The sequence below is a fragment of the Paracraurococcus lichenis genome, from assembly GCF_030657435.1.
Classification (GTDB): Bacteria; Pseudomonadota; Alphaproteobacteria; order Acetobacterales; family Acetobacteraceae; genus Paracraurococcus; species Paracraurococcus lichenis.
The window spans coordinates 43,018-55,480 of the sequence record NZ_JAUTWS010000012.1 but is presented as its reverse complement, the minus strand read 5'-3'; the positions used below and the strand labels follow the sequence as shown (position 1 = coordinate 55,480).

Genomic DNA, 12,463 nt, shown 5'->3' with positions numbered 1-12,463 from the left:
ATGCAGACACGCGACCATCTCGGCCGCCATGTCGTGGCCGTCACCGGCATCGGCCTCGTCACCCCGCTCGGCTTCGGCGTGGCGGCGAGCTGGGCGGGGCTGCTCGCCGGCCACTCCGGCATCCGCCGCATCACCCGCTTCCCGACCGAGCATCTCCGCACGACCATCGCCGGCCAGGTGGACCTGCCGGGCGAGCAGGCCGAGCGCCCCTGGACCGCGCCCGAGCGGGTGGAGCGCATGGCGGCCCTGGCCGCGGAGGAGGCGATCGCGGGCGCCGGCATCGGCGGCGATGCCGCATTCCCCGGCCCGCTCTTCCTCGGCATGCCGCCGGTCGAGGTGGAATGGCCGCACCGGCTCGACCTCGCGCGGCATTGCGCGGGGGAGGTCACCTACCCCGCGATGATCGCGGCGGCCACGGGCCGGCTGGCGCTGTTCGAGAGCTGCCTGTTCGGCGGCGTTGGCGAAAGGCTGGCCGACCGCTTCGGCACGCGCGGCGCGCCGATCTCGCTCACCACCGCCTGCGCGACCGGCGCCTCCGCCATCCAGCTCGGCGTCGAGGCGATCCAGCGCGGCGAGACGGCGGCGGCGCTCTGCATCGGCGCCGAGGGCAGCGTGCAACCGGAGGCGCTGATCCGCTTCTCCCTGCTCTCGGCGCTGTCCACCCGCAACGAGGATCCCACCAAGGCTTCCCGCCCCTTCGAGAAGACCCGCGAGGGCTTCGTGATGAGCGAGGGCGCCGCGGCGCTGGTGCTGGAGAGCCTCGAGGGCGCGCGGGCGCGCGGCGCGACCGTGCTCGGCCTCGTGCTCGGCTGCGGCGAGCGCGCCGACAGCTTCCACCGCACCCGCAGCAACCCCGATGGCGGCGCCATCATCGGCGCCATGCGCGCGGCGATCGAGGATGCCGGGCTCGAGCCCGGGCAGATCGACTACGTCAATGCGCATGGCACCGGCACGCCGGAGAACGACAAGATGGAGACGCTCGGCATGCGCGCCGTCTTCGGCGATGCGGCGCCGCCGATCTCCTCCAACAAGTCGATGATCGGCCACACGCTCTCAGCCGCGGGCGCGATCGAGGCGGTGTTCAGCCTGCTGACCATCCGCGACCAGGTGCTGCCGCCGACCATCAACCACGAGACGCCGGACCCTTCCATCCCGCTCGACGTGGTGCCGAACGTGAAGCGCGCGGCCAAGGTCGCGCGCGTGCTGTCCAACAGCTTCGGCTTCGGCGGGCAGAATGTCTGCCTGGTGCTGGGGGCGGCACCGTGAGCGGTCCGATGATCGCTGCGGCGCAGCTAAGGAGCGCCGGATCGGCCCGCTGGCCGGGGGCCCACTGACATGCGCGCTCTCCGCCTCTTCGGCGACCGCGACACGCGGCTGGTCGAGATGGAGCCGCCGGCGCCGCCCGGGCCGGGCGAGGTGCAGCTCCGCATGCGCGCGGTCGCGCTGAACCACATCGATGTCTGGGGCTGGCGCGGCATGGCCTTCGCCAAGCGGCAGATGCCGCTGACCGTCGGCGCCGAAGCGGTGGGCGAGGTCGCCGCGATCGGCCCGGGCGTCGAGGGCTGGCGCCTCGGCCAGCTCGCCGTGCCCTATGGCGCGCTGACCTGCGGGCAGTGCCGCGCCTGCCGCGAGGGGCGCGACAACCTCTGCGAGAACGTCGCCGGGGTGAAGGGCTTCCATGTCGACGGCTTCGCGCAGGAACTGGTCAACCAGGACGCAAGGCTGCTGGTGCCGGTGCCTGACGGCGTCTCCGTCACCGACGCGGCCTGCGCCGCCATCACCTTCAGCACGGTCGAGCACATGCTGTTCGACAATGCGCGGCTGGAGCCGGGCGAGACCATCCTGGTCCAGGCCGCGGGCTCGGGCATCGGCACGGTCGCGGTGAAGATGGCCAAGGCGCTCGGCTGCACCGTCATCGCCACCGCCGGCTCGGACGAGAAATGCGAGCGGGCGCGCGCACTCGGTGCCGACCATGTGGTGAACTACACGACCGATCGCTTCGAGAGCGTGGCCCGCCGCGTGACGAAGAAGCGCGGCGTGGACGTGGTGTTCGAGCACGTCGGCGCCGCGACCTGGGCCGGCAGCCTGCTCTCGCTGCGGATGGGCGGGCGGCTCGTCACCTGCGGCTCGACCAGCGGCGTCTCGGCCGAGACCAACCTGATGATGATCTTCCAGCGCCAGCTCAGGATCTTCGGGAGTTTCGGCGCGTCCATGCGCAACATCGCCGACGGCCTCGCCAAGATGGCCGGCGGCCTGACGCCGGTGATCGACACCGTCGCGCCGCTCGAGGAATTCGCCGGGGCGCTGGAGCGGCTGGAGAGCCGGCGGGTCTTCGGCAAGATCCTCGTCACCCTGTAGCGATGCGGGCTTGGCTGCGACGGACGGCGGACCGGGCCGTCGCGGCCCTGGTGCGCGGGCTCTTTGCGCTGGTGCGGCTGCTCGGGCCCGACCGCGCCGCGGCGCTGGGCGCCCGGGTAGCGCGGACCTTCGGCCCGCTGCTGAAGCCGCACCGCATCGCGCTGGACAATATCCGGCACGCCTTCCCGGATCTCCCGCCAGCCGAGCATGCACGCATCGCGCGCGAGGCCTGGGACAATCTGGGACGTACCGCGGCGGAGTATCCGCATCTCGACGCGCTCTGGGACTTCGACCCGGATTCGCCGCGGCAGGGCCGCATCCGCATCGCGCGGGAGGTGGTGGAGCGCTTCCTCGCGCTGCGCGACGACGGCCGGCCCGCGCTGCTCTTCGCCGCGCACCTGGCGAATTGGGAGCTGCCGGCGATCGCGGCGAAGAAGCACGGGCTGGCCTCGGCGGTGATCTACCGCACCCCGAACAACCCGCATGTCGCGCGCGACATCATGGCACTGCGCAGCGGCAGCATGGGCCGGCTGATCCCGGCGGGGATCGAGGCGCCGCTGCGCATGATGGAGGCGTTGGACCAGGGCCTGCATGTCGGCATGCTGATCGACCAGCGCTTCGGCCGCGGCCCGCTCGTGCCCTTCCTCGGCCGCCCCGCCTATTCCAATCACCTGGTCGCGCATCTGGCGCGCCGCTTCGATTGCCCTGTGCACGGCGCCCGCGCGATCCGCGAGGCCGATGGCGGCTTCCGCCTGGACCTCACGGAGGCGGTCGACCTGCCGCGCGACGCGAAGGGCCGGGTGGACGTGGAAGCTGCCACTGCGTTGATGAACCGCATCGTCGAAGGCTGGATCCGCGAACATCCCGGCCAGTGGTTGTGGATGCATCGCAGGTGGCGTTGACTCAGGCCGGTCCAGGGGTCGCTTGACCCTTGGTGGGGGAGGCATGGAGGGGGCAAAGCCCCCTTCATCGGGTGGGAGGAAGTCGGAATGCGCATCCTGGTCCTGGGCGCCGGCGCCCTTGGCGGCTATTTCGGCGGCCGCCTGCAGCAGGCGGGCGCCGAGGTCGCCTATCTCGTCCGCCCGCGTCGGCGGGCGCAGTTGGCGCGCGACGGCCTCGTCCTCGAGAGTCCCTTCGGCCATGCCCGGCTGCCCGCGCGCACTTTGCTGGCCGAGGAGGCCGCGCCCGGCTGGGACCTGGTGCTGCTGACCTGCAAGGCCTACGACCTGGGCGACGCCATCGCCGCCATCCGCCCGGCGGTCGATGCGCGCACCGCCATCCTGCCGGTGCTGAACGGCCTCTCCCATATCGACAGGTTGAAGACCGAGTTCGGCGCGGGCGCGGTGCTGGGCGGCCTCGCCAAGATCCAGGCGACCATGGCCGCCGACGGCACGGTGCGGCAACTCAACGACTGGCGCTGGCTCACCTTCGGCGAGCTGGACGGGTCAATGAGCCCGCGGGTCGCGGCGCTGGCCGCGCTCGGCGCGAAGGCCGAGGGCATGGTGGCGACGGCGGTGCCCGACATCCTGCAGCGGATGTGGGAGAAGCTGACGCATCTCGGCACCAGCGCCATCGGCACGGTGCTGCTGCGCGCCAATACCGGCGAGATCGCGCGCAGCCCGGGCGGCGTCGCCTTCATGCACCGGGTGCTGGAGCGCAACGCGGCCATCGCGGCGGCCAAGGGCCATCCGATGCCGGACAGCTTCATGGCGGAGTTCCGCGCCCTCTTCGCCGACCCGAAGGGCGGCTATGCCACCTCCATGCTGCGCGACCTGGAGGCAGGCGGGCGGATCGAGGCCGATCACATCCTCGGCTTCCTGCTGCAGGCGGCGCGGGAGGCCGGCGTGCCGGAGGAGATCCACGAGGCGGCCTTCCTGCACGCCAAGGCCTACGAGCAGCGGCGCGAGGCCGGCCGCCTGCCGCGGGGCTGAGCGGGATCAGGCGCCGAGGCGCGCGCGGGGCAGCAGCAGCTCGACGCGGAGGCCGTCCGGATGCCAGGCGAAGCGCGCGCTGCCGCCGAGTTGCGCCGCGCTCTGGGTGATCAGGCGGTGGCCGAAGCCCTTGCGCTCCGGCGGGGCGACGGCGGGGCCGCCGGCCTCCGACCAGCGGAGACGGAGGGTGCCGTCGGCCTCCGTCCAGTCGATCGCCACCCGCCCGTGCTCGCGCGACAGGGCGCCGTACTTGGCCGCATTGGTCGCCAGCTCATGCAGGGCGAGCATCAGCGGCGGCGCGGCGAAGCTGCCGAGGGGCACCGGCGGGCCGTCGAGCGCGATGCGCTCGCGCAGCCCCTCCCCCGCGAAGGGGTCGAGCAGGGCGCCCAGCATGGCCGTCAGCGTCGTCGCCGGCACCCCGCCGCCGTCATCGGCGATCGCCGGCCGCACCAGGTCATGCGCCCGCGCCAGGGCGCCGATGCGGCCGATCAGCAGGTCCCGCATGCCGGCGGGCGTATCGGCGCCGCGGGCGCTGAAGCTCACCAGCCCGCGGACGATGGCGAAGAGGTTCTTCACGCGGTGGTCCAGCTCGCGCAGCAGCAGCTCGCGCGCGCGCTCCGCCCGCTTGCGCTCCGTCACCTCCTCGCAGACCACGCCGACGCCGACGACCTCCTGCGTCTCGGGATCGCGCAGCGGGTAGAACTGCTCCACCCAGTCGCGCTTCACCCCGGGCGCCTTGGCGGTCTCGCCGGTGAATTCGATGCCGGTGATGGTCTCGCCCTGCGCGAGCACCCGGCGCAGGAGGGGCTCCGCCGCGTTGCGCAAATCGGGCACCAAATCCCAGGCATTGCGGCCGATATGGGCTTCCACCGGAAAGCCGTTGATCTCGGCCAGGGCCTCGTTGATGCGGACGAAGCGGAGGTCGCGGTCGAACTGGGCGAGCCCGAGCGGCGCGAAGTGATAGAGCGTCTCGAGCTCGGCCAGGCGCCGCCGCGCCTCGCGCTCGCTCGCCAGCCGGGCGGCCTCCGCCGCGCGCTGGGTGGTCAGGTCGAGATGCGTGCCGGTCACGACCAGGGCGCGGCCCGCCGCGTCGCGCTCGATCACCTGGCCGCGCGACAGCACCGGGATCCATCGCCCGTCGGCGTGGCGCAGCCGCATCTCCAGCTCGAAGCGGCCATCCGCCCCGGCGATATGGGCCTCCATGTGCCGCCGCAGCCGCGCCCGGTCCTCCGGATGGACGAGGCGCTGCCACGCCGTCATCGGCACGATGCGGCGAGGCGGCAGGCCGAGCATTTCGCACCAGCGCTCGGTGACCTCGAGGTGATCGGTGCGCAGGTCGCGGTGCCAGGCGCCGAGTTCCGCGCCGGCCAGCGCCACCTCGAGGCGGCGATCGGCGAGGTCGCGGTCCGGCGCGGGCGCCGGAGGATCGAGCAGCCCGACGGAGAGCAGGCGGCGGCCGTCGAGTTCGACGCGGCGGGCCTGCCAGCGGATCGGCCGCGGCGGCTTGCTGCCCATCGGCAGCGAGGCCTCGAACAGGTCGGGGCCGCGCCCGGCCGCCGCGCGGGCGAGCGGCAGGCGCAGCGCGGCATCGGCCAGCAGCGCCTCCCAGCGCCCGGCGAGCGCCTCGCGGTCGCAGCCGAGCAGCGCCGCCGCGGCGGCATTGCCGGCCAGGAATTCGAGGTCGTCCCGCAGGAGCAGCAGGGTCGGGACGGGCGCGAGATCGACGGCGAGATCGATGGTGGCAGGCGGGCGGGCGGGCACGACGAAGGTCATGCGGGCCCGGCCCGGCGGCGCGGCGCCGGCAGCAAGGGCCAGGCCCCGGCGATCGCCGGATGCCCGAGACGGAGCAGCACCATGATCGCAGCGGAGGCCTTCGTCGGTTCCCCACAATTGCCCGTTCCGGGCGCCCGGCATAGTTCAACAATCCGGGATGGTAGGGAACGTCGTGACTGCGGCCCCGCGCCGGGCCCTTTCGCCGGGCCGGCCAATTCGGGCCCGCGCGTCAGCCGACGCGCCGGCCCTCCACCAGTCTCAGCCGCCGCGCAGCATGCGGATGATGCCGGAGAAATCGACCTCGCCATTCCCGGCCTCGACGAAGCGCGTGTAGAGCGCGAGGGCCTGGGCGCCGAGCGGCGTCGTCGCCCCCGCGCTCGCCGCCGCCTCCTGGCTCAGCCCGAGGTCCTTGTGCATCAGCGCCGCCGCGAAGCCCGGGCGGTAGTCGCGGTTGGCCGGGCTGTTCGGCACCGGCCCGGGGACCGGGCAATAGGAGGTGAGCGCCCAGGACTGGCCCGAGGACTTGCTGGCCACGTCGAACAGCGCCTGGTGCGTCAGGCCGAGCTTCTCGGCCAGCACGAAGGCCTCCGCCGTGACGATCATGTTGGCGGCCAGCATCATGTTGTTGCAGACCTTGGCCGCCTGCCCCGCGCCGGCGCCGCCGCAATGGACGATGCTGCGGCCCATGGCGGCAAGGATGGGCTGGGCCCGGGCGAAGGCCTCCTCCGGCCCGCCGACCATGAAGGTGAGCGTGCCGGCCTCGGCACCCATGGTGCCGCCGGAAACCGGCGCATCCAGCATCGGCCGGCCGGCGGCGGCCGCGACCTCCCGCGCCGTGGCGACGTCGATGGTGGAGCAGTCGATCAGCACGGCGCCCGCATCGCTCGCGGCGGCCATGCCGCCGGCGCCGAGCCAGGCATCCTTCACGTGCCTGCCCGCGGGCAGCATGGTGACGACGAACGCGGCGCCGCGCGCGGCCTCGGCGGCGCTGCCGGCGGGCGTGCCGCCGGCCGCGGCGAAGGCATCCAGCGCCGCCGGGACGAGGTCGAAGCCCGCGACCTGGTGGCCGGCCTTCAGCAGGTTGCGCGCCATTGGCCCGCCCATGTTGCCGAGCCCGACGAAGCCGATCCGTGCCATGCGTTTCCCCTCCGTTCCGCAGCACCAGGGTAGGCAAGCCGCGGGCGGCCGTCACCGGGCCGCGGCGAATAAACTTCCGCGGGAAGAGTCCGCGCGGGTATGATCCCTTCGGACGAGGAATCGCGTGCCGCGGTGATGATGCGGGGCTTGCTCGCGCTGGGTGTGCTGTTGCTCGCGGGCTGCTCCGGCGATGCGGGCGGCCCGGCGGCGCTCTGCGGCAGGATGCCGCCCGTCCAGGTCCCGCTCGCCGAGGCTCTGGGGCGGCCGTTGGCGCCCGCCCGCATCAATGGCGTGCCGGTGCATCTCCTCATCGACACCGGCGCGGGCCGCAGCAGCGTGACCGCCGAGACCGCCGCGGGCCTCGGCCTGCGTCAGGATCCGGGCCGGCCGCACTGGATCCGCGGGACGGGCGGCGTCCTGGTCTCGCAGACCGTTATGCCCGAAACCCTCGATCTGGCAGGCCGGACCCTGCGCCGTCCGCCGCTGACGGTGCACCCCCTCCCCGGGACCGAGGGCGCGCAACCCGCGGTCGCCGGGGTGCTCGGCGCCGACCTGATGGCCGCCTACGAGATCGAGTGGGATCTCCCGCAGCGATCGATGCTCCTGCACGAGGTCCAGGCGGGCTGCCCCGCGCCGGTGCCGGACTGGGCCGATGCGCGCCCCTTGCCGCTGCCGACCGAGCGGCGCGGCGACTTCTTCCTGCTGCGCGCCATGGTGTCGGGCCGGCCGGTGCTCGCCTTGCTCGACAGCGGGGCCAACGGTTCTTCGATGACGACCGCGACGGCCCGCCGGCTGGGCGTGACCGAGGCGATGCTGGCGGCCGCGCCGCGCAGCGAGGCCCGCGGCGCCGACGGGCAGCCGCGCATGGTGTCGCACCTGCGCTTCGCGGAGGTGCGGATCGGCCCGGAGGTCTTCCGCGGCCCGGTGATCGGCGTCTCCGACCTGCTGCTGCCGCCGGGCGTGGAGATGCTGCTCGGCCTCGACTACATGCGGTCGCGCCGCTTCTTCCTCTCCCATGCCACGGGCCGCGCCTGGGTCGCCCGGCCGGTCGGCGGCCGCGCGGTGGCGATCAGCCCACCGGATGCAGGCCGGGCCGCCCCGCCTCCGTGATGAAGCGCCCGCGGTCCTCGCGCGGCGCATCGGGCCGCGTGACGAAGGGCACGGCGCGGAATGTCACACCCATCCGCTCCGCCGTCGCCTCGTGCAGGCAATAGCCGCGGCGGTCGTTGAAGAAGCGGAGGTGCGGATTGCGCGCCAGCAGCGCCGGCGTGCCGGGGCGCTGCTCCGTCCCGTCGCCGCCGCTGGTGATGGAGGTGGCGACGAACTCCGTCGCCACCACCGGCCCCTCCGCCTCCGGGCGCAACTCGCCCGCCCAGGCCGTATGGACATCGCCGGTCAGCACTACGGCGTTCCGCACCCGCCTCTCCTGCAGCCCGCGCAACAGCCGCGCCCGGGCGGCCGGCGCGCCGTCCCAAGAATCCATGTTGATGCCGTCCGGCAGGGCGAGCGGCGACAGCATCACCTGCTGCGCCAGCACCTGCCAGGTGGCGTTGCTCGCGCCGAGGCCGTCCAGCAGCCAGCGCTCCTGCCGCTCGCCCAGCATCTGCGCCTCCGGCCGCGCGACCGCGTCGCAGGCCGGCTTGTTGAAGCCGTCGCCGCAGGGCTGGTCGTCGCGGAAGCTGCGGGTGTCGAGCACATGCACCTCCGCCAGCCGCCCGAAGCGCAGGCGGCGGAACGCGGTGATCTCCGGCCCGCGCGGCAGGACGGCGCGGCGCAGCGGCATGTTCTCCCACCAGGCCTGGAAGGCCGCCTGCTTGCGGAGCGCGAAGACTTCGGGCGGCACGGCGACGGGGTGGCGGGCGCCGCCATCCTCCTCGCTGAAGGCGCCGGCCCAGTTGTTGTCCACCTCGTGGTCGTCGAAGCTCGGCAGGAAGGGATGTGCGGCATGCGCCGCCATCAGGTCGGGGTCCATGTGGTACTCGGCGTAGCGGCGCCGGTAGTCCTCCAGCGTGTGGACCTCGTCGCCGGTCGCGGTGCGCACCGGCTGCGCCGGACCCCAGCCGGGCTGGCCCGGCAGACGGCCGCGGTATTCGTAGATGTAGTCGCCGTAGTGGAAGACGAAGTCGATGTCCTCCTCCCGCGCGGCGTGGCGCCAGGCGGTGAACCAGCCATGCTCGATGTGCTGGCAGCCGGCATTGAGGAAGCGCAGCCGCGCCGGGGCCGCGTCCGGCGCCGGGGCGGTGCGGGTGCGGCCGGTCTGGCTGACCTCGCTGCCCGCGCGGAAGCGGTACCAGTAGGGCCGGCCGGGCTGCAGGCCGGCGACCTCGGCATGGACGGAGAAGCCGAGCTCCGGCCGGGCGAGTTCGGTGCCGCGCGCGGCGATGCGGGCGAAGCGCTCGTCCTCCGCCACCTCCCAGGCGACCGGCACCGCGCCCACCGGCATGCCGCCGAGCGGCGCGAGCGGCTCGGGCGCGAGGCGGGTCCAGAGCACGACGCCGTCCGGCAGCGGATCGCCGCTGGCGACGCCGAGGCGGAAGGGATATCGCCCGAAGACCGGCTGCGCCCGCGCCGATGGCAGGGCGGCGAGCGCCGAGAGGCCGAGCGCGCCGCGCAGCAGGCCGCGGCGATGCAGGTCGAGGATATGGCGGGCGGTGCTGTCCATGGCCTGGTCTCCCTCGCCCGGCATCCTGCCCGGATGGCGCGCGGGACGCATGCGCGCTTTCATGACAGCCTGGGCAGAGGAGAGGGCGGCATGGACCAGCGGGCGCAACCGGGCGAGCACCTGCCGCGGGCTGGCGATTTCCTCCTCTATCCCCCGACCATCCAGCCCTGGGGCTACCGCATCGTCGACCGGCTCTTCGCCCATCGCGCGATCCGCCGCGGTACGCCGCAGCCCTGGCCGCGCGGCACCGACATCGCCGCCGGCCTCGCCGCCCTCGGCCAGGACGTGGAGGCGGTGATGGAGCGGAACTTCCTCGCCGGCCTGCTGGTCATCCGGGATGGGCAGATCCGGCTGGAGCGCTACGGCCTCGGCCTGCGCGAGGCCGACCGCTGGTCCACGATGTCCACGGTGAAGTCGCTGACCGCGGTGCTGGTCGGCGCCGCGATCCGCGACGGCGCCATCGCCTCGGTCGCGGAGCCCGTCACGCGCTTCCTGCCGGAACTGCGCGACACGGCCTATGAGGGCGTGACGCTCGAGCACCTCATGACCATGTCCTCCGGCACGCGCTGGACGGAGGTCTATGCCGATCCGGATTGCGACGTGAACCGCTACAGCCGCGCGCTGGCGGCGAAGGTGCCGGGCGGCGTGCTGCGCATCATGGCGGGGCTGGCGCGCGAGCGGCCGCCGGGCGAGGCCTTCCTCTACAACTCGGGCGACACATTCCTGCTCGGCGCCGCCGTCACCCGCGCGGTCGGGCGGCCGCTGGCCGACTACCTGTCGGAGCGGATCTGGCAGCCCGCGGGCATGGAATTCGACGCCTTCTACACGCTGGAATCGGAGGGCGGGCAGGAGATCGGCGGCAGCCGCGCCGGCATGGCGCTGCGCGACTTCGGCAGGCTCGCGCAGCTCATCCTGGATGACGGCGTCGTCGCCGGCCGCCGCGTGGTGCCGGAGGGCTGGGTGGAGGCGATGGCGGTGCCGCGCTTCGCCGTGGATCCCGGCCGTGCCCCCGGCATCACGCATTACGGCTATTCCTGGTGGCTCGGCGACGGGCTGATGTCGGCCATCGGCTTCGCCGGCCAGCGGATCGACATCCTGCGGGCGGAGAGGCTGGCCGTGGTCACCCTCGGCGCCTTCCCGCAGCCGCCCCATGCCCCGCCGGAGCAGGACCCGGCGCATCGTCGCGCCGTGGCCGACCTGGTCGCCGCCACCCGCCGCCTGCTGGCCGGGGAAGCCCAGGCCGCGCTATGAGGGCGCCGCAGGAGACACAGGCATGCGCGCGATCATCATCGGCGGCGGCATCGGCGGGCTGACCACGGCGCTCGCCCTGCACGCGGCGGGCATCGAGGCCGAGGTCTTCGAGAGCGCGCCGGAGATCCGGCCGCTCGGCGTCGGCGTCAACCTGCAGCCGCATGCGGTGCGGGAACTGACGGAGCTCGGCCTGGGCGAGGAGCTGGCCGCGACCGGAATCGCCACGCAGGAATTCCGCTACGCCAACCGCTTCGGCCAGACCATCTGGACCGAGCCGCGCGGCCTGGCCGCGGGCTATCACTGGCCGCAATATTCGATCCATCGCGGCAGGCTGCAGGTGCTGCTCTGGCGCGCGGCGGAAGCGAGGCTGGGCACGGCGCACCTCCGGGCCGGCAAGCGCCTGACCGGCTTCGCGCAGGACGCCTCGGGCGTGACGGCGCGCTTCGCCGATGGCAGCACGGCGCAAGGCGACCTGTTGATCGCGGCGGATGGCATCCATTCGACGGTGCGGGCGCATTACCACCCCGACGAGGGGCCGCCGAAATGGAACGGTGCGCTGCTCTGGCGCGCGACGAGCTGGGCACCGGCCTTCCTGACCGGTGCCTCCATGGTCCAGGCCGGGCACCGCGACACAAAATTCGTCTGCTACCCCATCGCCAAGGACGAGGGCGGCCGCCTGCTGGTGAACTGGATCGCCGAGCAGCGCTTCCCCACCGACACGCCCTGGGCGCGGGAGGACTGGAACCGCCCCGGCCGGATCGAGGACTTCCTGCCGATCTTCGCCGGCTGGAATTTCGGCTGGCTGGACGTGCCGGCGCTGATCCATGCGGCGGAGGCGGTCTACGAATTCCCGATGGTGGACCGCGACCCACTGCCGCGTTGGACGCATGGCCGCGTGACGCTGCTGGGCGATGCCGCGCATCCCATGTACCCGATCGGCTCGAACGGCGCCTCGCAGGCCATCCTCGACGCCCGGTTCCTCGCGCTGCAACTGGCGACGCAGGGCAGCGTCGAGGCGGGGCTCGAGGCCTATGAGGCCGTGCGCCGCCCGGCGACGGCCGCTGTGGTGGAGGCGAACCGCGGCGACGGGCCGGACCGCGTCATGGACATCGTCCATGCCCGTGCCCCGGAGGGCTTCGCGCGGCTGGAGGACGTGGTGCCGCACGCTGAGCTGGAAGCGGTGGTGATGAGCTACAAGCGCACCGCCGGCTTCGACCCGGAAACCCTGAACCGCCGCGAGAGCTGGTCCGTCCCCCGCCACGCCGGACTGGCGCGGGATTGATCGCGGCTTCGTTGCATTGCACCGCGCAACCGGCGGATCGCGTCACCGCGATGCGCTAGCAATCGGCCC

General features: G+C 73.6%; 10 protein-coding genes. 7 read left to right on the top strand and 3 right to left on the bottom strand.

What is annotated here, in order from left to right:
- The 4 genes from Q7A36_RS14250 to Q7A36_RS14235 all read left to right on the top strand — a co-directional run bounded on the left by Q7A36_RS14250 (nucleotide 1) and on the right by Q7A36_RS14235 (nucleotide 4,289).
- On the top strand, nucleotides 1–1,266 hold the full coding sequence (locus Q7A36_RS14250) for a beta-ketoacyl-ACP synthase (protein WP_305104379.1): 1,266 nt from the start codon (nucleotides 1–3) through the stop codon (nucleotides 1,264–1,266).
- Nucleotides 1,267–1,335: 69 nt separating this feature from the next.
- Nucleotides 1,336–2,358: a zinc-binding dehydrogenase gene (locus Q7A36_RS14245; protein WP_305104378.1), complete on the top strand. Its 1,023-nt coding sequence runs from the start codon at nucleotides 1,336–1,338 to the stop codon at nucleotides 2,356–2,358.
- Between the two features lie 2 nt (nucleotides 2,359–2,360).
- Nucleotides 2,361–3,260: a lipid A biosynthesis lauroyl acyltransferase gene (locus tag Q7A36_RS14240; protein ID WP_305104377.1), complete on the top strand. Its 900-nt coding sequence runs from the start codon at nucleotides 2,361–2,363 to the stop codon at nucleotides 3,258–3,260.
- An 87-nt stretch (nucleotides 3,261–3,347) separates the two neighbouring features.
- Complete coding sequence (locus tag Q7A36_RS14235) at nucleotides 3,348–4,289, top strand: ketopantoate reductase family protein (protein ID WP_305104376.1); 942 nt, start codon at nucleotides 3,348–3,350, stop codon at nucleotides 4,287–4,289.
- A gap of 6 nt (nucleotides 4,290–4,295) precedes the next feature.
- On the opposite strand, the gene Q7A36_RS14230 is transcribed toward Q7A36_RS14235, so the two are convergent.
- Nucleotides 4,296–6,062 carry a sensor histidine kinase gene (locus Q7A36_RS14230; protein ID WP_305104375.1) on the bottom strand — a complete coding sequence of 589 codons (1,767 nt, stop codon included), beginning with the start codon at nucleotides 6,060–6,062 and terminating at the stop codon, nucleotides 4,296–4,298.
- Between the two features lie 258 nt (nucleotides 6,063–6,320).
- On the bottom strand, nucleotides 6,321–7,199 hold the full coding sequence (gene mmsB / locus Q7A36_RS14225) for a 3-hydroxyisobutyrate dehydrogenase (RefSeq protein ID WP_305104374.1): 879 nt from the start codon (nucleotides 7,197–7,199) through the stop codon (nucleotides 6,321–6,323).
- Nucleotides 7,200–7,346: 147 nt separating this feature from the next.
- Here mmsB and Q7A36_RS14220 point away from each other — a divergent pair, with 147 nt between their 5' ends.
- Nucleotides 7,347–8,309, top strand: coding sequence for a retroviral-like aspartic protease family protein (locus Q7A36_RS14220; RefSeq protein ID WP_305104373.1), 963 nt, complete (start codon nucleotides 7,347–7,349; stop codon nucleotides 8,307–8,309).
- Here Q7A36_RS14220 and Q7A36_RS14215 read toward each other — a convergent pair.
- Nucleotides 8,269–9,861 carry an alkaline phosphatase D family protein gene (locus Q7A36_RS14215; RefSeq protein WP_305104372.1) on the bottom strand — a complete coding sequence of 531 codons (1,593 nt, stop codon included), beginning with the start codon at nucleotides 9,859–9,861 and terminating at the stop codon, nucleotides 8,269–8,271. The genes Q7A36_RS14220 and Q7A36_RS14215 overlap by 41 nt on opposite strands.
- On the opposite strand from Q7A36_RS14215, the gene Q7A36_RS14210 reads away from it, so the two are divergent.
- Together Q7A36_RS14210 and Q7A36_RS14205 are read left to right on the top strand one after the other, a co-directional pair.
- The gene (locus Q7A36_RS14210; RefSeq protein WP_305104371.1) at nucleotides 9,826–11,112 is read left to right on the top strand and encodes a serine hydrolase domain-containing protein; all 1,287 of its coding nucleotides are present in this window, start codon (nucleotides 9,826–9,828) and stop codon (nucleotides 11,110–11,112) included. The genes Q7A36_RS14215 and Q7A36_RS14210 overlap by 36 nt on opposite strands.
- A 22-nt stretch (nucleotides 11,113–11,134) precedes the next feature.
- Nucleotides 11,135–12,394 carry a flavin-dependent oxidoreductase gene (locus Q7A36_RS14205; protein WP_305104370.1) on the top strand — a complete coding sequence of 420 codons (1,260 nt, stop codon included), beginning with the start codon at nucleotides 11,135–11,137 and terminating at the stop codon, nucleotides 12,392–12,394.
- The last annotated feature ends 69 nt before the right edge of the window (nucleotides 12,395–12,463 follow it).